Source organism: Longispora albida DSM 44784 (assembly GCF_000379825.1).
Lineage (GTDB): Bacteria > Actinomycetota > Actinomycetes > Mycobacteriales > Micromonosporaceae > Longispora > Longispora albida.
Map to the genome: position 1 here is coordinate 323,806 of NZ_KB903825.1, position 26,904 is coordinate 350,709.

14 protein-coding genes and 1 pseudogene are annotated in these 26,904 nt (G+C 70.7%); 6 read left to right on the forward strand and 9 right to left on the reverse strand.

The features are described from left to right. Positions 1-64: 64 nt before the first annotated feature. Positions 65-1,261, reverse strand: coding sequence for a chymotrypsin family serine protease (locus tag A3G1_RS0115300; protein ID WP_157641158.1), 1,197 nt, complete (start codon positions 1,259-1,261; stop codon positions 65-67). Positions 1,262-1,442: 181 nt separating this feature from the next. Here A3G1_RS0115300 and A3G1_RS0115305 point away from each other — a divergent pair, with 181 nt between their 5' ends. The 5 genes and pseudogenes from A3G1_RS0115305 to A3G1_RS42225 all read left to right on the forward strand — a co-directional run bounded on the left by A3G1_RS0115305 (position 1,443) and on the right by A3G1_RS42225 (position 6,668). Then, positions 1,443-2,582 (forward strand): MFS transporter, encoded by a 1,140-nt coding sequence (locus A3G1_RS0115305; protein ID WP_018350358.1) that lies wholly within the window; start codon positions 1,443-1,445, stop codon positions 2,580-2,582. Between the two features lie 154 nt (positions 2,583-2,736). Then, a complete protein-coding gene (locus tag A3G1_RS0115310; RefSeq protein ID WP_026212159.1) occupies positions 2,737-3,681 on the forward strand; it encodes a zinc metalloprotease in 945 nt (314 codons plus the stop codon). Between the two features lie 142 nt (positions 3,682-3,823). Further along, entirely contained in the window at positions 3,824-5,281 is a 1,458-nt protein-coding gene (locus tag A3G1_RS35040; protein ID WP_018350360.1) for a M48 family metallopeptidase, read from the forward strand. A gap of 106 nt (positions 5,282-5,387) precedes the next feature. Further along, positions 5,388-6,335: pseudogene (locus A3G1_RS35045) on the forward strand (M64 family metallopeptidase); the annotation flags it as partial. Then, the gene (locus A3G1_RS42225) at positions 6,324-6,668 is read left to right on the forward strand and encodes a PPC domain-containing protein (RefSeq protein ID WP_425411391.1); all 345 of its coding nucleotides are present in this window, start codon (positions 6,324-6,326) and stop codon (positions 6,666-6,668) included. The pseudogene A3G1_RS35045 and the gene A3G1_RS42225, both read left to right, overlap by 12 nt. 58 nt (positions 6,669-6,726) lie before the next feature. Here A3G1_RS42225 and A3G1_RS40585 read toward each other — a convergent pair whose 3' ends face one another. The 4 genes from A3G1_RS40585 to A3G1_RS35060 form a co-directional block, all read right to left on the reverse strand. Next, positions 6,727-7,035 (reverse strand): type I phosphoribosyltransferase, encoded by a 309-nt coding sequence (locus A3G1_RS40585; RefSeq protein ID WP_157641159.1) that lies wholly within the window; start codon positions 7,033-7,035, stop codon positions 6,727-6,729. 437 nt (positions 7,036-7,472) lie between these two features. Next, a complete protein-coding gene (locus tag A3G1_RS35050; RefSeq protein ID WP_018350361.1) occupies positions 7,473-8,387 on the reverse strand; it encodes a DNA-processing protein DprA in 915 nt (304 codons plus the stop codon). Positions 8,388-8,513: 126 nt separating this feature from the next. Then, positions 8,514-8,999, reverse strand: a complete 486-nt coding sequence (locus A3G1_RS38600) for a DUF11 domain-containing protein (RefSeq protein WP_018350362.1) — start codon at positions 8,997-8,999, stop codon at positions 8,514-8,516. Between the two features lie 5 nt (positions 9,000-9,004). Then, positions 9,005-21,271: a DUF6923 family protein gene (locus tag A3G1_RS35060; RefSeq protein WP_018350363.1), complete on the reverse strand. Its 12,267-nt coding sequence runs from the start codon at positions 21,269-21,271 to the stop codon at positions 9,005-9,007. A gap of 339 nt (positions 21,272-21,610) precedes the next feature. Here A3G1_RS35060 and A3G1_RS0115340 point away from each other — a divergent pair, with 339 nt between their 5' ends. Then, the gene (locus A3G1_RS0115340; RefSeq protein WP_018350364.1) at positions 21,611-22,435 is read left to right on the forward strand and encodes a TrmH family RNA methyltransferase; all 825 of its coding nucleotides are present in this window, start codon (positions 21,611-21,613) and stop codon (positions 22,433-22,435) included. A 15-nt stretch (positions 22,436-22,450) separates the two neighbouring features. Here A3G1_RS0115340 and A3G1_RS0115345 read toward each other — a convergent pair whose 3' ends face one another. The 4 genes from A3G1_RS0115345 to A3G1_RS0115365 form a co-directional block, all read right to left on the reverse strand. Next, positions 22,451-23,176, reverse strand: coding sequence for a cation diffusion facilitator family transporter (locus A3G1_RS0115345; RefSeq protein WP_026212160.1), 726 nt, complete (start codon positions 23,174-23,176; stop codon positions 22,451-22,453). After that, the gene (locus tag A3G1_RS0115350; protein ID WP_018350366.1) at positions 23,176-23,505 is read right to left on the reverse strand and encodes an ArsR/SmtB family transcription factor; all 330 of its coding nucleotides are present in this window, start codon (positions 23,503-23,505) and stop codon (positions 23,176-23,178) included. The genes A3G1_RS0115345 and A3G1_RS0115350 overlap by 1 nt, the downstream gene beginning before the upstream one ends. 54 nt (positions 23,506-23,559) lie before the next feature. After that, entirely contained in the window at positions 23,560-24,255 is a 696-nt protein-coding gene (locus A3G1_RS38605; RefSeq protein WP_018350367.1) for a GNAT family N-acetyltransferase, read from the reverse strand. 117 nt (positions 24,256-24,372) lie between these two features. After that, entirely contained in the window at positions 24,373-26,904 is a 2,532-nt protein-coding gene (locus tag A3G1_RS0115365; protein WP_018350368.1) for a DUF4118 domain-containing protein, read from the reverse strand.

The window sequence follows — 26,904 nt, forward strand, 5'->3', positions numbered from 1 at the left end:
TCGACGCATGCCGGTTGGACGCGGGAACCGGCTGCCCGGTTCCCGCACCCGTCATCGATCAGCGTCAGCCGGTGACGACGCCGATGCCGAAGTCGTTCCATGCCGTCCCGAAGTCCTGGAACAACAGGTCCGAGCCGTTCACACCGGAGATGGTGCCCTTGGCGATCACCCGGTCGGCGCCGGACAGGCTGAACACCGGCCCGCCGCTGTCCCCGCCCTGCGAGCCCGGGCGGCCGTCGAGCTGCCGCGCGGTCACGAGGTCGTTGTAGCACTCCCGGTTGCCGTAGGCGTCGTTGCCGCAGTAGCTGTACGTCCAGACGTTGTTGACGCGGAAGTTGCACACCGCTCCGGTCCGCGAGCCCGACGTGCACAGGTACTCGCTGGACGCGACCCAGTCCCAGCCGGCCACGCCCTTGGTGAACTCGCCGGAGCCGACCCCGCCGTCCCACATCCGGCCGGCGACACTCGCGTTGATCAGGAGCAGGTCGTGCCCGACGTGCTCGGCGGCGCCGGTACCGAAGAACCGGGTGTCGTTGCCGTTGTTCCAGCCGCCGTTCGTCCGGCCGCAGTGCCCGGCCGTCAGCATCCGGCCACCGGTCACGGGCCAGCCGGCCGTGCACCACGCGCCGTTGTCGTTGTTCTGGATCCGGCCGCCTCCGTAGTAGGGGGCGTAGTCGTCGAGCCGCCCCGTCGTACTCGGCCGGGTCTTCTCGACCACGGTCACCGGGATCGGCGACAGGCCCGCCAGCCCGGCGGGTAGCGCGCTGGCCGCGAGGCCGGTGCCCGGGTCGGCACCGAGGTAGAGCGCGCTGCCGTCGTAGGCCACCTCGATCGTGTGGTACGGCGAAGAGCGGTTGGCCTGGAGATAACCGGAGAGGCCGGCGGCAGCGGTCCGGAGTTCCTCCCGCGAGTAGGCCGCTGGCTCGACCGTGACCGTGGCTGTGGCGCGTGCCCGGTCGACGGCTTTGGCGACGGGCTTGGGCAGCTCGCCCTTCCACCACAGGGTGACCCGGCCGCCGGCCAGGCCGATGCCAGCGAAGCCGGCCGGGCCGGATTCGCGTTCGACGGCCCAGCGGATCTCGCTGGCCGCGGACTTCAGCGGCAGCTGCGCCGCCATGATGGCCTTGTCCGCCGCGCTGATGGAGCCGACGCCGCGCGGGGCCGGTTTCGCCGGTGCCGCCGAGCCGGGAGTGCCGGGCAGCAAGGTGAGGAAGAGGGCCACACCTGTGACACCCACCGTGAGAGCAGTTCTTCTGCGCACGAATTCGCCTCTGCTTCTTCAGGGGATATGACGAAACGGAGGCTATGCCCGCCAAGGCACCGGAAGGTCCGATCGTCGGCATGGCGACATCCACTGTGGACACCTTCCGTCACCGTGGAAACGCCAGGCCGTCAAAAAGCGATAAACATCGATTCTCGTACCCGGAACAGGAGAACCGCCCGTGACGGAAGGCCCAGCCCGGCCGGCGATCGTCTCCCTGATGGCCGCCTCGGTCGCGTCGCAGTCCCTGATCGTCGTGCTGGCTCCGGCGATGGTCCGGGTGGCCGGTGAGTTCTCCGCACCGGTCGGCATGGTCAGCCAGGCACGCTCGTTCACCGCGGTGGCGGCGATCGCCGTGTCGGCTCTGCTCGGGCCGGTCATCGGCCGGCTGGGGCCCGGGCGCGTGATCGCAGCCGGGGCGACCGTCGCCGTCGTGGCCTGCGCGGTCATCGGGCTGTCCGGGACACTGTGGTTGTTCCTCGGCGCCCATCTCCTGGCTGGCATCGCGATCGCGCTCCTGCTCTCGGCGTCGTTCGCCGGTGCCGCCGCGAGCGGAGAGCACCGGGCCCGCGCGCTCGGCCTGGTCGCGGGCGCCAACTCGCTCGCGTGGATCGCCGTCAACCCGCTCTCGGGCTTCCTGACCGAGGCGCTGTCCTGGCGGCTCGCGTACTGCGTACCAGCGGCCGCCGCGCTCGGGGCACTCGCGACCGCCCGCCACGCCCCCGCCGCCCGGCACACAGAACCATCCGGCACCTCTCTCAGGGCGCTGCTCGCGATCGGGCCGGCCCGGAACTGGCTGCTCGCCGAGCTGGCCGCCTACAGCGCGTGGACGGCCGTCCTCACCTTCACCGGCCCGCTGCTCGTCCAGCGGGACCACGTACCGGAGTCGGTCACCGGCGTCGCCCTCGGGCTCGGGGCCGGGGCGTTCTTCCTGACGTCCACTTCGGGTTTCGTCGCGAGGCGTCCGAGGAACCTGCGCCGCACGGCGCTCGGGGCTTCGCTGGCCGTCGCCGTGCTGAGCGCGCTCCTGTTCGCGCTCGACGTGTCCCCTTGGTTCACCGTCCTCGCCTTCTGCCTGCTCGGCGCGTCGGCCGGAGTTCGTACCCCGGCGGCCACCCTGATCGGCGTGACCGCACTGCCGGGCCAGGCCACCACTCTCATGGCCGCACGGACCGGCATCACGCAGCTCGGGTACTTCCTCGGGGCCGTGGCCAGCGGCTCGCTGCTCGCCTGGGGCGGCTTCGCTGCGGTGGGTGCCGCCGTCCTGCCTGGGATGGTGCTGGCGGGCTGCCTGCTGGCGTACCGCGTAAAGCTGTTCTGAGGAAGGTGTAAGGGCGGCGCAAGACATCAGCCGGAAAGCCTCCACTGTGGCGCCACACCTATCGAATAACTTCCATCTGCGACTGTGACGGCCGTAACATCTCCCGCAGCCCGGGCGGCAAGGTCATCCGGGACCCCTCGCGAGGAGGTACATCATGGACCGTCCTTCCGGAATCTGGCGGCGCGTGGCAGGCGCCGGCTTCGCCCTCGGCCTCGTCCTCACCGGAGTGACGCCGGCCGGTGCCGGTGCCGCCGGTGACGTGCTCGCCGCTTTCTGCGCGGACGACCACAGCAGCGCACGGGTACGCCCCGGCAGCGCGCTCCCCGAGCGCAACCACATCACCCCGGCCGAGCAGGCGGCCGCTGAGCGCGACGCCCAGCAGCGGTTCGCGGCGCGGGTCGCCCAGGGCTTCACCCCGGCGGCTGCCGTCACCGTGCCGGTGGTCTTCCACGTCGTCACGGGCTCCGGCGGGGCCGGCAACCTCACCGACGCCACCGTCAGCGCGCAGATCAGCGCGATGAACGAGCACTTCTCCGGGGGCGAGAACGCCGGGGCGCCCGACACCGGCTACCGGTTCACGCTCCAGGAGACGAAGCGGTGGGCCAACGCGAACTGGTTCAACAACGTGGACAGCCCGTCGGTCGAGGCGGACATGAAGGGCTCGACCAGGGTCGGCGGGGCCAGCACCCTGAACATCTGGTCCACCAACACCGGTTACCTGGGCTTCGCGACCTTCCCGTCCTGGTACGACCGGGACCCGGAGCTCGACGGCGTGGTCATCCAGTACGGCTCGGTCCCGGGCGGACCGATCGCCAACTACAACGAGGGCGACACCGCCACCCACGAGACCGGCCACTGGCTCGGGCTCTACCACACCTTCCAGGGCGGGTGTAACGGCAAGGGCGACGAGGTGGCCGACACCCCGGCGCAGAGCTCCCCGACCAACGGCTGCCCGATCGGCCGGGACAGCTGCAACAAGAAGCCCGGCGTGGACCCGATCCACAACTACATGGACTACTCCTACGACTCCTGCTACTACGAGTTCACCACCGGGCAGGTCACCCGGATGAACAGCATGTGGACGGCGTACCGCGCCTGAGCACGACCGATGGCGGAGCCCGGCACCGGGTGCGGTGCCGGGCTCCTCTGTGGACTGAAAGGCGGATTGTGAGGGCCAGGTAAACCTGGCAGCCTTTCCCGGCCAGCTCGGTGGGTGGACCGAGCGGAGACAGGGGAAAGTCATGGGAGTCCGGTTCAGGGCCGCCATCGGCGTGCTGATGCTCGCCGGGGTGTACGTCCTCGCGCTGTCCATCGTGGCTGGTGCCGCGTACGGGATCTACGCGCTCGCGGTCAGCGACTTGGCGGGCGTTATCGCGGGCCTGCTCATGTTCGCCCTGGGCGGTGTCGCTCTCGCGGTTGTCAGGGGCCTGCGGCAAGCGCTGGCCCCGGCCCCGGTTGAACCCTCCGGCCAGCTGGTCACCGAGGACGACGCACCGGAGCTGTGGGCGGCGGTCCGGGCACTGGCCGCCGAGGTGCGGACCAGGGCACCGGACGAGATCCGGCTGATCCCCGACGTCAACGCCGCGGTCACCGAGAACACGAGGCTGCTCGGCCTCGCGGCCGGCCACCGCACGATGTACCTCGGCGCGCCGCTCATGCTCGCCCTGTCCGTGGGCCAGCTCCGCTCGGTGCTCGCCCACGAACTCGGCCACTACTCCGGCAGCGACACCCGCCTCGGCACGATCAGCTACCTGGGCCGGGGCAGCCTGCTCCACATCGGCGCCCGGCTGTCCCGGTGGAACCCGGCCAGCTGGCTGCTGCTCGGGTACTTCTTCCTGTTCCTGCTGGTCACCCAGGCGATCAGCCGCCGCCAGGAGTTCCTCGCCGACCAGTTCTCCGTGCGGGTGGCCGGGCGCGACACCGCGATCAGCGCGCTCCAGGAGATCCCGGTGGCGGGTGCGGCGTACGGCGCTTTCCTGCGCAGCTACCTCGTCCTGGGGCTTGAGCAGAACATGGCGCCGTCCAGCGTGATGGCGGGCTTCCGCGAGTTCCTGGCGGCCCGGCGCGGCGAACTCGCAAGCCTCCGGGCCGATCCGGAACCGGAGGAGCGCTCCCGCTGGGACTCCCACCCGCCGATCGCCGAGCGCGTCCGGGCACTGTCGGCACTGTCCGCGCTGGAGGCCGGGCAGAGCACCGGGGACGACCGGCAGTCGACCGTGCTGCTCGGCGAGACCGACCGGCTGCTGCTCGGCATGGAGCAGCAGGCCTTCGACTTCGGCGACCGGCAGGTACTCGACTGGGACGAGCTCATTCCCGCCGCTGCCGCCGCCGGTGCCCGGAAGTTCACCAGCATGTTGTACACCGGCGCTGCCCGGCTGGCCGGCTCCCACCCCGCGCATCTGGGCACGGTCCTCGACCTGCTCGCCAGCGGCCGGGCCGAGTCCCTCGGCACGAGCGTGTTCGCCCAGGGCGACGAGCTTGCCAGCCTGGTCGGCATCGCCGTGGAGACCACCGTCGTGGCCTCCGGGGCTGGCCGCCTGCGGCCGAGCTGGGCGGGCCCGACCGAGCTGGTGGCCCTTGACGGCACCCGGCTGGACTTCGCCGAGCTGGTCGCGAAGGCCGTCGCGGACCGGGCGGCCGTCGCGGACCTGCGCGCCCGGCTGGCCGAGCTGAACGTGGACGTCACCGCCGGAAAGTAACAAGGCGTTCACCCGGTGAAGTAGTCCCGGCTGCTGCTTGTTTCCGCGCAGTGAGGTATGACACTCTGCACCTCACGTCTCACTCCCCCTCAGGAGACACATCATCATGCGCAGAAGAGTCGCAGCCGCGTTCGCGGCGCTCGCCGTCGTGCTCACCGCCGCCGCACCAGCAGGTGCCGGCCCCACCATCGAGCGCGAGTGGCGGGAAGTGTTCTCACCGGACGGCACCATCACCAAGAAGTACCTGCCGAAGGAGAAGCGCCAGTCCCTCGCACCCCGGGACTTCGCGGCGGCCTCCGCAGCCGGCGTGACGGCGCTCCAGGACACAGGGCCGGTCGGCCAGCGCTTCGACCTGGTGATCGTCGGCGACGGGTACACAGCGTCCGAGCAGGGCCTGCTCCGCCAGCACGCCGAGGCGAAGTGGAGCGAGATCGCGGCCACGGCCCCGTGGAACAAGTACCGGAACCAGATCAACGTCTGGCTCGTCAACGTCGTGTCGGCCCAGTCGGGCGTCGACAACGACCCGAGCCCTGGGGTCAGCAGGGACACCGCTCTCGACATGGGCTTCTGGTGCTTCAACACCGAGCGGCTGCTGTGCGTCGACGAGGCGAAGGCGCAGTCCTACGCCGCCCAGGCGCCCGCCGTGGACGCCATCGTGGCGGTGGGCAACTCGGCGAAGTACGGCGGGGCCGGGTACCCGAGCCTGTCCACAGTGTCCGGCGGCAATGCCCAGTCGGCGCAGGTCGCGATCCACGAACTCGGGCACTCCGTCGGCGGGCTGGCCGACGAGTACTTCAGCCCGGGCACCTACACCGGCACGGAGCCGGCCGAGCCCAACATCACCCAGTCGCCCAGCGGCACGAAGTGGGCCTCCTACCTGGGCAAGCCCACGCCGGACGGTGGCGTGATCGGCGCGTACGAAGGCGCGGGCTACTACGAGCACGGCCTCTACCGGCCCTCGCAGGACTCCCTGATGCGCAGCCTCGGCAAGCCGTTCAACAGCATCGGCCTCGACGTCATGGACCGGGCGATCTCCAGCAAGATCTCGACCGGCCTGCCGACCTGCCCGGACCCGAGCCCGTACGCCCTCGGCCGCAACTGCCAGCGCGGCCCGATCTCCGCGTCGGCCGGCAACCTCGCGTACTTCTGGATCTACCTGCCGGCGGGCACGACGTCGCTGACGATCACCACCTCCGGCGGTACCGGCAACGCCGACATCTACTACAACCCGGGCAGCTGGGCCACGCGCACCACATACAGCGCCCGTTCGACCAACCCCGGCAACACGGAGACCCTGACAGTGAAGAACTCTGCGGCCGGCTACCGCTACATCAGCCTGTACGCGGCTTCGTCGTTCTCGGGCGTCACCATCTCCACTAGCTACTGATCGCCCGGCGGCGGCGCCAGATGAGCCAGGCGCCGCCGGCCGGCTCGCGACGCCAAGGTCAGGCCGGTCTTTGGCGAGGGACCTGAATCCGGGGAGCTCGCTCCAGTACCGGCCGCCAGCGGTCCGAACCCGAGTAGTCGACCCATCGCCCGATCGCGATGATCACTACGGTGTCAGCTCCCGCGTTCTTGAGGGCGTGCGCGGCCGACTGGGCGTGTCCACCTTGGACCCAGGTGTCCTCGATGAGAATGACGCGGTGTCCGCTGAGGTTGTCGCGTGCCGTGAACTGACCTGGGTGGAGCGCCCGGCGATTCCCCAGTACGGCCTCGGGATGGAAGTCGAGGTCGACCCAGGCCAGATTCCGCATCGGGGAGGTCATCAGGATGCGAAGCGGCTGCGGCAGCCCTCGGCGGCGCGGGTTGGTGCTGGGAACGACAGTCCAGGCGGTTGGCCGTCCACCAAGCTCCGTGACGATCTGCGGGCCGTGCCGTCGGAGGTGCAAAGATCAGGAAGGTCTGTGCCTTGCGGGCGGCGTCGCCCCAGCCTGGCTCGTAGATCTTCTTGTAGTTGTACAGGTGCGGCGCGATCTGATGATCGCGCGGGGCATAGACGACGTGGTGGACCGCGTCGGCCAGGACATTTCTGGCCCGCGTGAAGTGTTCTTGGCAGGTGTCGCATCGTTCGGATGTGGATCGTTCCACGGAGCCCCGGCACACGACGCACACGATGCCCCGGGTCGCGGGCGCCACGGTGCGAAGATCGACGGCTTGGGAGCGGAACATCTCGTAGGCTACGTCGCGGCTATCACCAGGCAAACAGACGCTCCGCGTGGATCGGATCCGCCGTCAGATCCAGGGACTCGATGATCATCTCGACGATGGCGGCAAGATGGTCGGGGTCCTTGGCGACATACACGCCGGGCTTGTTGCCGGCATAGTCGCGCGCCCATTCATGCCGCAGGAGATGTTCCGGGAACACGACCGGCCGTCCGTGCTCCAGTGCCATGCGGGCCTGGGCGCGGGCACCGGAGCGGTATTCGGCTTCCACGACGATGGTCGCGGCGGCGTAGCCACTCATGATCGCGTTACGCGCGAGGAACTGTTCCTTGGCGACAGGCGTGCCGGGGGCATAAGCGGACAGGAGGAGACCCGCAGCTGCGATCGTCTCGTGCAGCTCGGCGTTTTCCGGCGGGTAGGAGATGTCAGGTCCGGACGCGATGACCGCGACGGTGCGCCCGCCGGCGGTGAGCGCTCCGGTGTGGGCTGCGGTGTCCACTCCGCGCGCCAGGCCGGAGACGACGGTGACGTCGTGCTGGGCGAGAGTACGAGCGATGGTGGACGCCACCCGGAGACGGTCTGGGCTCGCGGACCGCGACCCGACCACTGCGACGGCCCGATGGTCGTCGCGAAGCAGGCCGCGCGTGAAGATCAGAGGCGGCATCTGCTTGATGGAACGCAGCCGGGCGGGGTAGGCCTCATCGAAGACCGACAGGGTGGTTATCCCCGATGTAGCCCAGGCAGCGATCTGGCCTTCGGCTTCGGCGAGCGCCATCTCGACCGGGTCCTCGCCGATCGGCAATGCGCCGCCGAGACGCTCGTGGAGGATGCGCAAAGCCGACTCGGCGTCGAGCGCATCCGCGAGGATGCGGCGGTGGTCACGAACCGGAGCACGCAGCAAGGCCAGCGTCGCCGCTGTCTCTCGTGTCGCGTGTTCGATCACGTGTTCACCTTATCTGAGCCCACTGACAAGAGAATCTCGGACTTTGATTCGGATATGGGTGCTTCTCAGGCCGAAACCCGGACCCGATCTGACATCAGGACAAGAACGTCGGCGCTGGTAACCAGCTCAGGACCGGCGGCGGCGCCAGATGAGCCAGGCGCCGCCGGCCGTGGCGAGTACTGCGGTTCCGCCGCCGGCCAGCGGGAGGATGCCGGGGCCGGCGGCGACCAGCGCGTTGCTGTCTGTGGCGCAGGCTGCCAGGTCGCGGCCGGGTTCGGTGCGGACGCAGGCGGTGGTGGACACCTTGCGGCCGGTGGCGGCGGGTTCTCCGATTTTGCCGGTCATGGTCAGCGTGACTGTTCCGTTGGCCGGCAGGGCGACCTGCCAGGTGACCTCACTCGTGGTGACCCGGCTGGCGGCGGGGCTGGACTTGCGGTGCGTGAGGCTGGCCGGGAGCAGCTGGGAGATCTCGGCGTGCGGGTACGCGGTGCCGGAGTTGTTGCGGACCTTGATCGTGTAGCGGGACTCGTCGCCGGCCGAGGACTCGCGTGCCTGGTCGTCGAACACGATCGTCACGGGCTGGGGTGGCGGCGGTGGTGGCAGCGTGAACATCGGGCTCAGGCCTCCTGGTCGCGGCGGATGAGGACGAGAAGCAGGGCTCCGATGACCAGGCAGCCGAGGCCCCAGCCCGCGATCGCCCAGAACGGCGTACCGGTCACCGGGATCGGCGGCACGGGGGCTGGCGGCACGGGGCGCGCCGGTCCTGTGCGGACTTTCCAGGTGGCGGAGTTGTTTTCCAGTACCGGGTCGCTGGCGCGGGTGTGGCGGGCGGTGCCGGGCGTGAGGACGCTGTTGCCGGGTGCGCCGGCCGCGATCACGATCGGGATGGTCAAGGTCGTGGCAGCTTCGGTACGGCGGGCTGACTCGGGGCGCAGGCCGGGCGGCACCGTGCAGTTCACGACGGTCCCGGCACTGGCAGCCGTGCAGTTCGACGGCAAAGGCGTGCCTGCCGTGACATGGGGTGGCATCACGATCTCGGCCGGGGTGTCCTCGCGGACGCTCGACGGGCCGAGGTTGGTCAGGTGGACCAGCACCTTGTCCGCGTCGCCCGGTACGACGAGGTTCGCCGGCTCGGTGATGGTGAGGGCCACGTCGGCGATCGGCGGCTTGACCTTGCCGCCGGGTACGCCGTCAGCCTTCGAGGAGTTGTTGTCGAGGTCGTTGTCGGCGTTGTCGGCGGTGACCTTGGCGATGTTGGCTATGTCAGACCCGTCGCCGGCGTAGGCCGGGTCGAGCCGGACGGTGACGGTGTAGACGAGGTCGTCGCCGGGCGCGACGTTGGGTACGACCGGGCAGGTGACGAGCTGGCCTTGTGCGGTACAGGCTGGTGTGGACGACACGAAGCTGAGCATCGGCGGCAGCGGGTCCATGACGATGACGTTCACCGCCGCGGTGGCCTTGCCGTTGTTCGTGGCGGTCACGATGTAGTCGTAGGTCTCGCCGGGTGCGATCGCCCTGCCGTCGGCCAGGGTCTTGGTCACCGACATGTCGGTCACCGGCCGGGTGATCATGCCGTCCGGCGGCCGCCAGGTGTGACTGTTGTTGCCGGGTACGGGGTCGGCGGTGCCGCTGGACACCGTCGCGGTGTTGGCCAGGTCGGAGCCGTCCCCGGTGTAGGCGGGGGAAAGCAGGACCCGGATCGTCCGGGTCACGGCCGCTCCTGGGGCGAGCGTGTCGCCCGGGCAGCTGACCTGCTGGCCGGCCGCCGTACATCCGTCCATACTGGACAGGAAGGCGAACGGTGCGGGCAGCGTGTCGCTGATCGTGACGCCGGTGGCGACGGAAGGCCCGGCGTTGCGGACCTCGAACCGGAAGTCGAACTCCGAGCCCGCCCCGATCTTGGTCGCCGGAGTCGACTTCGTGATGCTGAGATCGGCCTTGGCCGGGGCCGGCCCGCCGCCGGGCAGGCCGGCTTCGGCGGTGTTGTTGGCCGGCTTGGGATCCGGGCTGCTGGCGGACGCAGCGGCGACGTTACGCACGTCGGCACCGGTGAAGGCCGGGTCGAGGCGGACGGTGAGCTTGTAGGACTGGGTACCGGACAGGGCTGGGATCTGCGGGCAGGTCACGGTCCGGCCGGCTGCCGTGCAGCCAGCCGGGGTGGACGACAGGAAGGTCAGCTCGGCGGGCAGCGTGTCGGTGACCTGGACTCCGACGGCGGTGGATGGGCCGTTGTTCGTGACGGTCAGGTTGTAGTCGAAGGTCTCCCCCGGCGCGATCTTCGTGGTACCAGCCGGGGCCTTCGTGAGGGCGACGTCCGCCGAGCGCGGGCCGACCGGGATCACGAACGGCGCTTCGTTGTTGCCCGGTACGCCGTCGAGCGGTTCGGCCACCACATCTTTGCCGCCGGTCAGGGTGCTGTCCGCGTCGGGTGCGACGAGCAGCGGGATGACGTACGTCTTCGTCGCGCCGGGGATCATGCCGGCGGGCACGGTGCAGGTGATCGGGCCGGTACCCGTGCAGCCGGCCGGCAGCGGGCTGCCCACTGTGGCCTTGGCCGGCAGGGTCACCGTGTGCTTCGCCGTGGCGGCGGTCGCCGACGGGCCGTTGTTCGTGATGGTGACTGTGATCGAGGTCGCGGTACCTGGCGTGACCGGTGCTGCCGGGGCCGTCACCGCCGTCGCCAGGTCGATCTTCCGGTTGGCTGGGCCGCCGCCGGGCAGGCCGGCCTCTGCGGTGTTGTTGGCCGGGTTCGGGTCGGCGCTGGTCGTGGCGGCCCGGGCGATGTTGCGGATGTCGGTGCCGTCGCCGGTGTAGGCCACGTCGAGCCGGACGCGGACGGTGTAGGACTGCTTGCCCTTTGCCGCCAGTACGGCGAGCTGGGGGCAGGTGACGGTGCGGCCGCTGGCCGAGCAGCCCGACACCCAGGTCAGTGCGGCGGGCAGCTCGTCGGTGACCTGGACGCCGGCCGCGTCGGACGGGCCGTTGTTCGTCACTTCGATGACGTAGTCGAACTCCTCGCCGGGCGCGACGCGCGTCGTGCTGGCCGTCGCCTTGGTGATCGCCACGTCAGCGCTGGCCGCCGCGACGGGCACCGTGAACGGCGCGGTGTTGTTGCCCGCCACGGTGTCCCCCGTGATCGCCACGGCCGCCTGGCCGCCGGTCAGGGTGCTGTCCGGTGCGGCGTCGGGGGCGACGACGATCGGCAGGTCGAATTCCTTCGTCGTACCGGCCACGAAGCCGGCGGGGATCGTGCAGGTGACCGGTCCCGTTCCGGTGCAGCCCGAGGGCAGTGTGCCTGGTGTGACCTTGGCCGGCAGGGTGATCGTGACGGTCGCGGCCGTGCTGGTGTCGGAGGGTCCGTTGTGGGTGACCGTGACCTTCACTGTGCCGGTACCGCCGGGCACGATCGGAGTCGCCGGGCTGGTGGCCGTCACGCCGAGATCCCAGATGCGGGCTGCTGGCGTGCCACCGGGCAGGCCAGCCGTGGCGGTGTTGTTCGCGCTGTCCGGGTCGGCGGTGGCCGAGCTGACCGTGGCCGTGTTGACGACATCGCTGCCGTTGCCCGCGTACCCGGAGGCGAGCCGGACCCGGATCGTGTACGTCTTCGACGCCGCCACCGGCAGGCTGGCTTCCTTCGGGCACGTCACGGTAGAGCCGCTGGCCGAGCAGCCGGACACCCAGGTGAGCATGCCCGGGAGCGTGTCGGTGAGCTGCGCGCCGGTCGCGTCGGACGGCCCGTCGTTCGTCATGACGAGCGTGTAGTCGAACTCCTGGCCCGGCGCGACCTGCTTGCTGTCCGCCGTGGCCTTCGTAACCTTCAGGTCGGCCTTGGGTGCGGCTGGCCCGCCGCCGGGCAGTCCGGCTTTCGCCGTGTTGTTGGCCGGTACCGGGTCCGGTGTGGAGGAGGTCACCGTCGCGGTGTTCTCCAGGTCGCCACCCGTGTAGCCGGAGGCGAGCCGGACGGTGAGCGTGACCGTCACCGTTCCGAGGCGGTCGACTGCGGCCGTCTTCGGGCAGGTCACCTTCTGGCCCGCTGCGGTACAACCGTCCGGAGTGGACGATACGAGGGTCAGGCCGGCCGGCAGGTCGTCGGTGAGCTGAACTTCCTTGGCCTGCGAGGGGCCGTTGTTGGTGGCGGTCAGCGTGTAGCCGAACGTCTCGCCCGGCGCGGGCTTGGTCGTGGTCGTGGTGGCCTTGGTGAGGCTGACGTCGGCGTTCGCCGGGGCGGGGCCGCCGCCGGGCAGGCCGGCTTCCGCCGTGTTGTTGTCCGGCTTCGGGTCCGCGCTGTCCGCGCTGGCCGTCGCCACGTTGCGCACGTTCGTGCCGGAGAAGGCCGGGTCGAGGCGGACGGTCAGCCGGTACGCCTGGCTGCCGGTCAGCGTCGCGATCTTCGGGCAGGTCACGGTCCGGCCGGAGGCCGTGCAGCCCTCCGGGGTGGAGGACACGAAGGTCAGCTCGGCGGGCAGGGTGTCGGTGACCTGCACGTTCACGGCGTCGGACGGGCCGTTGTTCGTCACGGTCACGTCGTAGCCGAAGGTCTCACCGGGCGCTACTTGAGTAGTCCCGACCGGGGCCTTGGTGATGGCCACGTCTGCGGAGCGCGGGCCGACCCTGATCTCGAACGGGGCCTCGTTGTTGGCCGGCACGCTGTCGAGCGGTTCGGTCACCACGTCCTTGCCGCCGGTCAGGGTGCTGTCCGGGGCCGCGTCGGGTGCGACGAGCAGCGGGATCACATAGTCGCGGGTCTCGCCGGGCAGCATCCCGGCCGGGACGGTGCACGTGACCGGTCCGGTGCCGGTGCAGCCCGAGGGCAGTGTGCCCGGAGTGACCTTGGCCGGCAACGTGATCACGTGGTTCGCGGCGTTGCTGGTCGACGGCCCGTTGTTGGTGATCGTCACCGTGATGCTCATCGCCGTGCCCGGCGTGACCGGTGCTGCCGGGGCTGCCACGGCCGTGGCCAGGTCGATCTTCTTCGGGGCCGGCTTGCTGTCCGGCAGGGTGCCGGTGCTGGCGTCGGAACAGCCGTTGCCCGGGCCGGGGTTCGGAGTATCCGAAGTGGAGCAGGCCACGTTCCGGATGTCCGAGCCGTCGCCGGTGTATGCCGCGCTGAGCCGCACGCGGAGCAGGTACGTCCTGCTGTCCTTCGCCGCCAGGACCGGGACGACCGGGCACGTGACGTTCTGCCCGCTGGCCGTGCAGCCGGCCGGGTCCGAGGACACGAACACCAGCGCAGCGGGCAGCTGGTCGGTGACCTTCGCGTTGATGGCGTCGGACGGCCCGTTGTTGGTCATCACGACCCGGTAGCTGAACTCCTCCCCCGGCGCGACCGGCCCGCCCTGCGGGGCCTTGGTGGTGACCAGGTTCGCCGACCGGCCGCCGACGGGGACCGTGAACGGCGCGGTGTCGTTGCTGGCCAGCGTGTCCCCCGTGATCGACACGGCCGCCTGGCCGCCGGTCAGGGTGCTGTCCGGCGCTGCGTCCGCCGCCACCACGATCGGAAGATCAAATTCTTTCTGTGTACCTGCGGCGAAGCCCCCGCCTATCGTGCAGGTCACCGGCCCGCTCCCGGTGCAGCCCGCAGGCAGAACGCCCGGGCTCACCTTCGCGGGCAGCGTGATCGTCACCGTCGCCGCCATGTTGGTGTCCGACGGTCCATTGTGCGTGACCGTCACCTTCACCGTGCCGGTACCGCCGGGCTGGATCGGGGTCGCCGGGCTGGTGGCCGCGATGCCGAGGTCCCACTTGCGGCTGGCTGGCGAGCCACCGGGCAGGCCAGCCTTGGCGGTGTTGTTGTCCGTCCTCGGGTCGGCCGTGCTGGAGGCGACGGTCGCGGAGTTGGTCACGTCGGAGCCGGTGCCGTCGCCGGCGTACGAGGAAGAGAGCTTGACCTTGATCTTGTAGGTCTTGGACATGCCGGCCGGGAGGCTGGTCTCCGCCGGGCAGGTCACGGTCGAGCCGCTGGCCGAGCAGCCGGACACCCAGGTCAGCGCGCTCGGCAGCGTGTCGGTGAGCTGCGCGCCCGCCGCGTCCGAAGGCCCGTCGTTCGTCATGACCAGCGTGTACTCGAACTCCTCGCCGGGCGCGACCTGCGTCGTCCCGGTGGTCTTGCTGACCTTCACGTCGGCCTTCGCCGGGGCGGTGTTCCCGCCGGGCACCCCCGCTGTCGCGGTGTTGTTGTCCGTCTGCGGGTCGGTGGTGGCCGAGGCGACCCGGCCGGTGTTCCGGACCTCCGACCCATCGCCGGTGTATCCGGACGCGAGCCGCACGGTCAGCGTGACCGACGTGGTCCCGAGCCGTCCGAGCGTCGCCGTCTTCGGGCAGGTCACCTGCTGGCCGGCGGCTGTGCAGCCTGCCGGGTTGGAGGAAACGAAGATCAGCTCGGCGGGTAGATCGTCAGTGATCTGCACGTCCTTGGCGACCGACGGACCGTTGTTCGTCACGGTCAGCACGTAGTCGAACGTCTCGCCAGGAGCGACCTTCGCCGCGTTGGCCGTGGCCTTGGTGATGGCCAGGTCGGCCTGGACCGGCGCGGGACCGCCATCCGGCAGGCCAGCCTCGGCGGTGTTGTTGCCGGGCTTCGGGTCAGGGCTGTCGGCGCTGACCGTGGCGGTGTTCCGAACGTCGGAACCGTCACCGGTGTAGGCGGGGTCGAGCCGGACCGTCAGCCGGTAGGCCTGGCTGCCGGCCAGCGTCGCGAGCTTCGGGCAGGTCACGGTCTGGCCGGAGGCCGTGCAGCCTGCCGGGTCAGAGGACACGAAGCTCAGTGCGGCCGGGAGCGTGTCGGTGACCTGCACGTTCACGGCGATCGACGGGCCGTTGTTCGTCACGGTCACGTCGTAGCCGAACGTCTCACCCGGGGCGACCTTCGCCGTGCCCACCGCAGCCTTGGTGATGGAGACGTCCGCCGAGCGCGGGCCGACCGGGATCACGTAGCTGGCCGTGTTGTTGGTGGCGACGGTGTCGTCCGGGTTGGACACGGTCGCCTGGCCGCCGGTCAGCGTGGTGTCCGGGGCGGCGTCAGGCGCGACGGTCACCGGGATGACGAACACCTTGTCCGTACCGTTCTGCCAACCGGCCGGAACCGTGCAGGTCACCGGGTTGGTACCCGTGCAGCCAGCCGGCAGTGTGCCTGCGGTGGCCCCGGCCGGGATCGTGATGGTGACCGTCGTCGCCGAACCGGTGTCCGAGGGCCCGTTGTTGCGCGCCGTCACCGTCACCGAACCAGAGCCACCGGGCGGCAGCGTGCCGGGGCCGGTCGCCGTGACGCTGATGTCGGAGGCGGCCTGTGCCGTGGTGGACATCGTGAACGGCTTCTCGTTGTTCGCCGCCACGGTGTCGTCCGCGCCGTCCACGACAGCCTTACCGCCAGTGAGAGTGGTGTTCAGCGGCGCGTTCGAGGCGATCTTCACCGGAATCACGAACGACTTGTCCGTACCAGCCACCCAGCCAGCCGGGACCGTGCAGGTCACCGGGCCGGTGCCGGTGCACCCGGCAGGCAGCGTGCCGGACACGCTCACACTCGCCGGGAGCGTGATCGTCACAGTCGACGCCGAACGCGCATCCGAAGGCCCGACATTGTTCGCCGTCACCGTGACCGTCGCCGCCGAACCCGGAGCCAGCGGACCTGCCGGCGTGACCGTCGCCGCCGTCACCGCGAGGTCCGTGCTCGCACCTGTCGTCGACATCGTGAACGGCTTCTCGTTGTTCGCCGCCACCGTGTCGTCCGCGCCGGTCACCACCGCCTTGCCGCCGTTGAGGGTCGTGTTCAGCGGCGCGTTCGAGGCGATCTTCACGGGAATCACGAACGACTTGTCCGTACCAGCCACCCAGCCAGCCGGAACCGTGCAGGTGATGGGGGCCGCCCCGGTGCACCCGGCCGGCAACGGCCCAGCGACGTCCACACTGGACGGCAACGTGATCGTCACCGTCGACGCCGACCGCGAATCCGACGGCCCGACGTTGTTCGCCGTCACCATGACCGTCGCCGTCGAACCCGGAGGCAGAGCACCCGCCGGCGTGACCGTCGCGGCGGTCACCGCGAGATCCGTGCTGGCTCCCGTCGTGGACATCGTGAACGGCTTCTCGTTGTTGGTCGTGACCGTGTCACCTGTCGCCGCGACCACGGCTTTACCGCCGGACAGAGTGCTGTTGACCGGCGCGTTCGAGGCGATCTTCACCGGAATCGCGAAGGACTTGTCTGTACCGGTGGCCCAGCCAGCCGCAACAGTGCAGGTCACCGGGCCGGTGCCCGTGCAGCCGGCCGGCAGCGTCCCGGAGACGCTCACGTTCGCCGGCAGCGTGATCGTCACCGTCGAGTCCACTGTGGTGTTCGAGGGGCCGCTGTTCGTCGCGACGACCGTCACCGTGGCGGTGGAACCCGGCGGGAGCGGGCCTGGCCCGGTAGCGGACTTCATGGCCACGTCGAACTGCGCCGCACCCGTGTTGATCACGATCGGGGCGGTGTTGTTGGCCGGGTTCGTGTCACGGGGGCTGCCGACCACGGCTGTGCCGCCGGGCAGCGGGCTCGCGTTCGGCGGGGCGTCCGGGTTCACGGTGATCGGGATGGCCAGTGCCTTCGTCGCGCCCTTCGCGAGGTCGGACGCCGCGATCGTGCAGGTGACCGTGCCGTCGGCGTTCTTCACGCAACCGGCAGGCGGGGTGCCGAACGTGGTCCCGGTTGGCGGGGTCAGCGTGACCGTGGCGGGGATGTCGCTGGCGTCCGGCCCGTCGTTGGTCACCCGGACCGGCAGCGTGCCCGACGAGCCTGGCGTGAGCGTCAGCGGGTCGGTGGCGATCCGCAGGTCGATCGCCGGGTAGCTCGTGACGGTCACGGGGTAATCCTCGGCCTCGCCACCGGCTGCCTCACCGAAGGACGAAGGGTCGGCCACCACATCGTCGAACAGCCGCAGGCGCAGGTAGGAGGTACCGGAAGGCCTGGCAGCCGGCACTGTCCAGGTCAGAGCGACAGTCTGCTCGCCAGCTGCGGACGGCACGGTCGCAGTGACCCGCTCGCCCGGCTGGAACTGGCCGTCGAGATTACTGTCGAACCAGCCGGCCAGCGTGACCGGCTTACCGGAGCTGTTGGTGACCTTGACACTCGCGACATAGCGAGTGTCCTCCTTGCCAAGGGCAGCGACAGTGGCGATCGCGTCGTCCGAGGTGTCGCCCAGGCCGTTGAGGGCGCCGGCCGTCCCGTTGACGATGGGCCGGCGGGCGTCCGGCTCAGCGTCGATCTTCGGGCCCAGCCGCAGGCCGGCGGTGAGCTTGTGCACCGGGCCGTCGGCGGCGGTCGAGGTCTTGTAGCTGTCGGGGGCGTCACCGAACTCCGCGGACCGCAGGCAGCCCGCCGCGTCGGCCACGTCCGGGTTACCGGCCAGGCTGCTGATCTGCACGGCAGCCGGCACGTTCGCGGACGTGATCGGGCTGGCGGCGGTGGAGGAGCTCAGGTCGAGCTGGTAGAGCCGCCCGGTGGTCGCCAGGAAGTAGAACGTGCCGTCCTCGCCGAAGAACACGGCCTTGTAGTTGGTGCCGGTCGGCACAGCGCTCGACTTCAGTACCACCTTCTGGGGGCTCTTCGACGGGTCGGCGTAGAGCAGATCACCGGAGGAGCCGTCCGCAGCGTAGAGGCGGCCGTCTGCGGGGTGGTAGGCCCAGTCCCACCAGCCGCCGGTACCAGGCGGGTTGGTGGCGGTCGCGGTCGGCTGCTCGCCACGCAGGTCGATCACCGCCGAGGACGAGGTTGAGCCCCCGGTGACCACCAGGTAGTCCCCGTTCTCTGTCACCGCGCCCAGCTGCCAGGTGGAGGAATTGGAGGGCAGGCCAGCAATCGTCTTCGTGACCAGCGTGCCGGCCGCCGGGTTGATCACGACCAGCTTGTTGTCCTTGCTGACCGCGTAGAGCAGGCCATCCGTCTTGTTGTAGCCCATCGCGTCGTACCCGCCGGCCAGCGTCCCGCCGGGCACCAGGGTCATGGTGCCGAGCATCAGGTCGTAGCGGTACAGGTCGGTGGGGGCGGTGCCCACGGCGAGGTAGGCGTAGGAGACGCAGGGGGTGGCGGAGGCGATCGGGATCCGGTAGTCCTCGACCTCGCCGCCGGTGGCCACGGCCCCGGCCGGGGCCGGATCGTCAGCGGCTGGGAACGGGGTCACGGTCCCCTCGTACAGCCGCAGCCTGGCATAAGTACGGCCGCGGGCGACTCCAGTCAGGCCCGACCAGGCCAGGGTGGCCGTGGTGGCGTTGTTCGGCACGGAGACGGTGGCACGCTCACCCGCGTCGAAGGAGCCGTTGCCGTCGACGTCGATCCAGCCGGCCAGGGTCGCGGCCGTGCCGGTGGTGTTGCGGACGGTCACAGCCACCGAGTACGTCGTGTCACCGACGGACAGCTGCGGCCAGGCGGCCACGCCGTCGTCGAAGGTGTCACCCGTGCCGTCGAGCGGGCCCGCAGCCCCCGCCACGATGGGCCGGCGTGCGTCGGACTCCACACTGGCCTTCGCGCCGATGCCGAGCGCGGCGATCCGGTTGTGGGAAGGGCCGCCGGCCGCCACTGAGGTCTTGTAGGAGTCGGGGGCGTCGCCATAGTCGGCGACCTTGAGGCAACCGCCGGCGTCGGAGGCTGCCGAGGTGGTCGGCACCGCGCCGATCTGGCTGAACTGCACGCCGTTCAGGCTGATCAACGCTCCGGGCTTCGAGGTGGACAGGTCGATCTGGTACACCTTCGACGGCGTGCTGTTGTCCAGGACGTAGAGGTCGCCCTCGGTGTCGAAGAACGCGCCACGGTACTGGGCAGCCGGCAGCAGCGCCGAACTCGACTTGGTGACCGCGCCGGTCGCCGGGTCCACCCGGAACAGGAAGCCGGAGGCGTCCACGGAGTAGAGGTACACGTCGGCCGGATGGAATGCCCAGTCGTAGAGGCCGCTGCTGCCGGGGTTGACCTGGATCTGGCCGAGCACAGTGCCGATCGGGGCCACGCCGGGGTCGAGGTTGACGATGAAGGTCGGCACGCTGCTGTTGGAATGCACGTAGAGCCTCGCGCCGTCGGGCGACACGGCACCGACGTCGTAGACCGAGCCGCCGTTGCTGGTCAGCGCCGGGCTGAACGAGTACTCGGTCACCCCGCCCGCTGGGTTGATCTCGACCAGCTTCGTGTACTTGTCCGCGCCCCGGGTCGTGCCGTAGACCCGGCCGTTGACGCCGCTGACCCCGACCGCGTCGTATCCGTTGGCATAGCGGGTGTTCGCCAGCAGCGTCGAGGTGCCCAGCAGCGGGTTGAACTGGTAGAGGTCGGTCGGTCCGGTGCCGAGCGACACGTAGACCGAGGACGTGCACAGGTCAGTGGCCGGCGGCCGGACGCTCAGCGGGTAGTCCTCCACCTCGCCGTTACCGGCCTGCCCGCCGCTGGGCGTGGGTTCTGTGACGGCCGAGTCGTACAACCGCAGCCGCACGTAGCTGAGGCCGGCTACCCCGCCGGACAGCCCGGACCAGGTCAGCGTGGCCGTGGTCGCGCTGGCCGCGACGGTCGCGGTGACCCGCTCGCCATCGTCGAACGTGCCACTGTTGTCGAAGTCCAGCCAGCCGGCCAGCGTGACCGGCGCGGCCGTGGTGTTGGTGACCGCCACGTCGATCGCGTAACTCGTGCTGTCGGTACGCAGTACCGGCCAGGTGGCGACCCCGTCGTCGAAGGTGTCGCCGCGCCCGTCGAGGCTGCCGGTCACCCCGTTGACCACGGACGGGCGGGCATTGGGCTCCTGGTCTGTACCCGCGCCCAGTTTCAGGCCGGGCACCATGTTGTGCGCGGGGCCGTCCGGGTACACCGTCGTATATGTGTCCGGGGCGTCGCCGTAGTCCCTGAGCCGCAGGCAGCCGCCGCCGTCGGCCACGGTCGTGCCTGGCTTGATGGTGCCGATCTGGGTGGCCTTCGGGCCGGTGGTGATGCTGATCGGGCTGGCGGCGGTGGAAGCGGACAGGTCGAGCTGGTAGACCTTCTGCGGCGACGAGTCGTCCACGGCGAACAGCGTGCCGTCCGAGCTGAACACGATCGCCATGTACTTCGCCGCCGGGGCGACGTTGCGACCGGCGGTCGACGCGCCGGTCAACGGGTTGATCCGGACGAGGTTCCCGCTGGAGTTGACGGAGTAGATGGAGCCGTCGTTCGGGTGGTAGGCGAGGTCGTACTGGTCGTACCCGGAGATCTTGCTCAGCACCCTGCCGACGGCTCCCCGGGTCGAGTCCAGGTTGATCACGTAGGCGCCGGAGGTGCTGTTGCGGGTGATGTAGTAGTCGCGGCCGTCAGGCGAGACCGCGCCCTGGTCGAAGGCCGTGTCGGAGACGGCCTGAGTGCCAGAGAAAGCGATCTTGGTGACCGTGCCGGCCTCCGGGTCGATCTCCACCATGTTCGTGGACCTGTCGCCTGAGACCTGCGCGCCGTAGACCTTGCCCGTCAGGCTGCTGTACCCGATCGCGTCGTAGCCGTTGGCGTGGCTGGTGCCGGGCACGAGGGTCATCGTGCCGAGGATCGGGTCGAACTTGTACAGGTTGGTCGGCCCAGTACCGACCGCCGTGTAGGCGAAAGCCCCGCAGCCCCCAGCCTCGGGCATACGGTTCACCCGGGAGGGCGGCTTGCTGGCCGGGGCGGGTGCCGCCTTGACCGGGGCCGCCTGGCTCTTCGGAGGCTTGGCCGATGGCGAGGCGGACGGCTTGGCGGAAGGGCTGGCCGAGGGCTTACCGGAAGCAGTGGCGGCCGGCGCGCGTGATGGCTTGGGTTTCGCCGTGGCCGCCGGGCTGGGCGGTGGTGCCGCCGCCACCGGCGAGGCCAGCGCCAGCAGCCCGGCCGCGCAGGTGAGCGCCAGCCCGGCGCGGAACCGCCGCAGAATCCCCCGTGCCACCATCAAGCCTCCGTGGGTCGTGCACCAGCCAGTGCCGCGCCAACTTCACCCATATAGGGCATTAGCTCAGAAACTAGTGCATTGACGTCCCAGCTGAGATCACATACCCCAAGGCACACGCGGAAAGGCCGGCACAACCACACTCCCGCCCGAGCAGCCACGCATCGGCCGCCGCTAATTTCCGTTGAGCGGCGGCCACGTCCGCCCGTACCGTCGTCCCGTGCTGCTGTGACGAGCCTTTCCCCAGCCGCGGCCCGGCGCGAACGCCCGCCGCGTGATCCGCCCGTGCGGGTAGTGACCCGCTGCTGGGCGGCATTCCGGCTACCCCTGCGAAGGCTCGTCATGACCTCTCCCCACCTGCCTGCGGCCGGGCCGCAGCACCCCCGGGTCCGTGAGGCCCGCCAGATCGCCGCGAACGCCGGTGCTGGCCGCCAGCGCCTGTTCCTCGCGGAAGGACTGTGGGCGCACCAGGTACTCCTCGACCTGGGCGTGCCGGTCGAGGTGTTCCTGTGGTGCCCGGAGTCCGGGTACTCCACTGAGGCCCGCTCCGTGGCGGCGCGGATCGCCGGGCAAGCGCCGGAGGCGTACCGGATCTCCGAGCGTGTCCTGGAGCGGCTGTGCGAACGCGAGCGCCCCGACGGGCTGGTCTCCCTGGTCCCGCTGCCCGCCTGGCAGCCGGGTGACGTGCGGCTGGGCGAGGAGGCGCTGGTCCTGGTCGCCGACGCGATCGAGATCCCCGGCAATCTCGGTACCCTGCTGCGGACCGCCGACGCGTGCGGGGCTGCATGCCTGATCCTGACCAACCGCCGGACCCGGCTCGCCCACCCGAAGGTGTTCCGGGGCAGCCGTGGCATGAACCTGCGGGTACCCGTGCTGGAGTTCGAGGACCCGGCCGGGGCGCAGGACTGGTTGCGCGCCCACGGTTTCAGCACTTTCCTCGCCACGGTCTCCCCGGCGGCCGCGCCCTATCACGAGGTGCGGTTCGGCGGGCGGGTCGCGCTGGTGGTCGGCAACGAGCGGGCCGGGATCTGCCCCGGCTGGCTGGGCCTGGGCCTGCCGGAGATCACCATCCCGATGTACGGACGGGCCGACTCGCTCAACGTCGCGGTCAGCGCCTCCGTGCTGCTCTACTCCGCCCGCGCCCAGCGCCCGATCCGGGGACTGTGATGGAGCCGGGCGTGCTCAGGCTTCCGTGCAGCAGGCGCAGCCCGGAGTACACCCGCAGGCGTCCTCTGCCGGCTCGGTGCCCAGAGCCGACGCGGGTACGGCGCAGCAGTTGTCACCACGCCAGGCTTCGCGGCCTTCCTTGACCGCGACGGCGGCGATGACGAGTGCTGCGGCCGGGTCGGCCCACCACCAGCCGAACAGCGAGTTCACGCCGAGGCCGACGAGCAGTACCGCCGACAGGTACGTGCACAGCAGGGTCTGCTTGGAGTCGGCGACAGCCGAGCGGGAGCCGAGTTCGCGTCCGGCCCGGCGCTGCGCATAGGACAGTCCCGGCATCACAGCGAGGGACACGGCGGCCAGGATCAGCCCGATGCTGGAGTGCTCGGGCCGCTCCTGCCCGGCCAGGGCGCGCACCGACTCGAAGGTCGCGTAGGCGGCGAGAGCGAAGAAGGACACCGCGATGACCCGCAGCGCCGCCTTCTCCCGCTTCTCGTGGTCCGCGCTGGAGAACTGCCACGCGACGGCGAGCGCTGAGGACACCTCGATGACCGAGTCCAGGCCGAAGCCGACCAGCGCGGTGGAGTCAGCGACCGTACCAGCGGTGATCGCCACGACAGCCTCGATCACGTTGTAGGTGATGGTCGCGGCGACCAGCAGCCGGATGATCCGGGTCAGACGGGCCCGGCGCGCGGGCGAGGGCCCGGCGGGGGCGATGGACAGCGGAGTCGGGCCGCCGGCCATCAGCAGCACCCTTCCGGCGCGTCCGCCGGGCAGGCGGCCGGGTCCACGGCCACGACCACGCCGAGCAGGTCGCCCAGAGCGTGCGCGAGGCGCTGGTCGGCCAGTTCGTAGCGGGTCCGGCGCCCCTCGGGGCTCGCCACCACCAGGCCACAGCCTCGCAGGCAGGCCAGGTGGTTGGACAGGCTCTGCCTCGACACGCCCAGCAGCTCAGCCAGCTCGGCCGGATAACCCGGTGCCTCCCGCAGGGCGAGAAGCAGCCGGGAACGGGTCGGGTCGGACAGCGCGTGCCCGAAGCGGGCCAGCACCTCGCCGTGCGTGAGGATCTCCACGCCGCGACAGTACACGCTTTGATGTATCCATCGCGAGATGTATCAACGTGCGGGCTAGGTGCGGGCCCGGGGCAGGATGCGGGCGGTGCTGAGTGTGCGGGTGGTCAGGCCGAGGTTGCGGAACAGGCGGATGGCCGGCTGGTAGTGGGCGGCGACGAGCAGTACCGCGTGATCGTGGTCCTGGAGGAGCTGGGCGAGCAGGAAGGCCGCGACGGCGCGCCCGTGGCCGCTGCCCTGCCGGTCCGGGTGGGTGGCCAGGCCGGACATCGCGCCGATCGACGGTGTGCTCCAGGCGTCGGCGGCGACGGACAGGAGCCGGCCCGTGCTGTCGCGTGTGCACGCCCACCGGTTCACCCCGTTCACGCCTGGCCGCGCCTTGCTGGAGGGCCAGGCCGCGTCCAGCAGGTGCTCGATGTCCCGGGCCGGGCCGTGGTACCAGGCGGCGGGGCCGACCGGTTCGGGCGGAGTGGCCGTGCTCATGAGACAGACCGTGCGGTCGATGAGGTGCAGGCCATGGAGCTGGGCGGTGAGGGCGTGCAGGGTTGCGGTGTCGGCGAGGAGCTGGTGGCCGGGCGTGATGGTCCTGAGCACTCCGGGCAGCAGGATCGCTAGGTGCTCGGCGGGGCCGGTGAGGACGAGACGGTCGCGCCCGAGGAACCCAGGTGCGCTGGTCGCGGTGGCGTCCCGGTGGGTGAAGACGTGACTTCCCGGCTGCTGCGCCCACCGAGCTAACAGGTCGTTGTTGGGCATGTCCGTCCCAGGCGAGGGGTCCGTGGTGCCGGTACGTGGCCGCCCGGGCTGGTGTTGCCCGGCTGGCCGCGAGCGGCAGCAAGCACCGTAGCAACAGCACGCCAGGGGCACCGCGATTCAGGGCCGTTCTCCGGGAGGTGGCGCGACGGGCAGGGCCAGTGTCAGGGTGAGGCCGCCGCCGGGGGTCACCTCGGGGTCGAGGGAGCCGCCCATCGCCTCGGCCAGGCCACGCGACAGCGCGAGCCCGAGGCCGACCCCGGTGGTGTTGTCCCGGTCGCCGAACCGCTGGAACGGCAGGAAGATCCGTTCCCAGTCCGCCTCGGGCACGCCCGGGCCGTGGTCGGCGACCCGGATCTCCACCCGGCCCTCGTGCGCGCTGGCACTGATCATGGGCGGCCGGCCCGCCGGGCTGTACCGGACAGCGTTGGCCAGCACGTTCGCGAGGATCCGCTCGACCAGCGCCGGGTCTGCCTGGATGTCGGGCAGGTCCCCGGGCAGGCTGACCTGGAAGGTACCCAGGTCGTCGGTGACGCGGGGCAGGATCTCGGCCACGCTCACCGGTTCGGCGTGGATGCCGAGTACTCCGGCTTGCAGGCGGCTCATGTCGAGCAGGTTCTCCACGAGCCGGGTCAGCTTGTCCAGGGACTCGTCCGCCGTGGCCAGCAGTTCGTCCCGGTCCTCGGCGCTGAACTCGACCTCGGTACTGCGCAGGCTGCCCACGGCCGCCTTCGCCGAGGCCAGCGGGGTCCGCAGGTCGTGGCTGACCGCGCGGAGCAGCGCGGTACGGAGCCGGTCCACTTCGGCCAGCGGACCGGCAGCGGCGGCCTGCTCGGCGAGGCGTTCCTGGCGCAGGGCGATCGCGGCCTGGGCGGCGAACGCCTCCACGATCCGCTGGTCTGCCGCCGCCAGGCCATGCCCGCGCATCACGAGGGACAGCTCGTCGTCGATCACGACGTCGGCGCTGGCCTCCGCCGGGGTGGTACACGGCTGGCCGACAGTGGCGGCGATGGTCCACAGGGCCGGGTCGCGCTGCCGGTCCGGGGTCAGTGGCGTGCCCGGCCGGCGTTCGAGCAGGGTGACGCCGTCCAGGGCGAAGGTTTCCGTGAGCTGTTCGAGGAGGGCGGTCAGGGGGCGGGCGCCACGGAGCACACTTCCGGCCACTGTGGACAGTGTTTGCGCCTCGGCCCGGGAGCGCGCCGCTTCGGCGGTACGGCGGGCGGACAGCTCCACCGCTGCGGCCACGGCGACGGCCACGACCAGGAACACGGCTATGGCCAGCAGGTTCTCACGGTCGTAGATCGTCCACCGGTGTACCGGCGGGGTGAAGAACCAGTTGAGCAGGGCCGAGGCGACCACGGCGGCTGCGAGGGCCGGCCACAGCCCGCCGACGAGGGCTATGCCGACCACCGCCGCCAGGTACAGAAGAATGTCCGAAGGCAGGGACAGGCTGTCCTGGGCCAGCGTCAGCAGCCAGGTCATCAGGGGCAGGCCCACGGCGGCGAGGGCGAACCCGGAAGCGCGGCGGCCGGATGTCAGGCCGGTGCGGCGGGCCGGTCTGGGCCGGGCGCGCCTGGTCTCCTCGTGGGTGACCAGGTGCACGTCGATCGGGCCGGACTCGGCGGCGGTGGTCACGCCAACGCCCCGGGAGAAGATCTGTGCGATGCGGCCACGGCGGCTGGCTCCGAGGACGAGCTGCGTGGCGTTGACGCCCCGGGCGAAGTCGAGCAGTGCCGCCGGGATGTCGTCGCCGATGACCTGGTGGTACGTGCCGCCGATGTCTTCGAGCATGGTGCGCTGGCGCGCCAGGTTGGCCGGGTCGGCACCTGACAGGCCGTCGGAGCGGGTGACGTGCACGCCGAGCAGTTCGGCGCCCTTGGTGCGGTCGGCGATCCGGCCGGCCCTGCGGATCAGCGTGCCGCCTTCCGGGCCGCCGGTCAGGGCGACGACGACGCGTTCCCTGGTTTCCCAGGCCTGGTCGATGCCGTGCTCGGCCCGGTAGCGTTCGAGCTGGTCGTCGACCTTGTCGGCGAGCCAGAGGAGTGCCAGCTCGCGCAGCGCGGTGAGGTTGCCGGGGCGGAAGTAGTTGCCGAGCGCGGCGTCTACCTTGTCCGGCTGGTAGATGTTGCCGTGGGCCATCCGGCGGCGCAGCGCCTCCGGTGTCATGTCGACAAGCTCGATCTGCTCGGCGGAGCGGACGATCGCGTCGGGGATCACCTCACGCTGCGTGACGCCGGTGATCTGCTCGACGACATCGTTGAGGGATTCCAGGTGCTGGATGTTCACCGTGGTGATCACCGAGATCCCGGCTTCGAGCAGCTCCGCGATGTCCTGCCAGCGCTTGGAGTTCCGGGAGCCGGGCACGTTGGTGTGGGCCATCTCGTCGACCAGGGCCACGGCCGGGCGGCGTTCGAGGACGGCGTCGACGTCCATCTCGGTGAAGGTCGCGCCCCGGTACCGGGCCAGGCGCCGGGGCACCGTCTCCAGGCCCTCGGCCATCGTCGCCGTACGGGGCCGGGCGTGCGTCTCCACGTACCCGATCACCACGTCCGTGCCCCGTCCGGCCCGGCGGTGGCCCTCTTCGAGCATCTTGTAGGTCTTGCCCACGCCGGGGGCAGCCCCGAGGTAGACGCGGAGCTGCCCTCGCGTCAT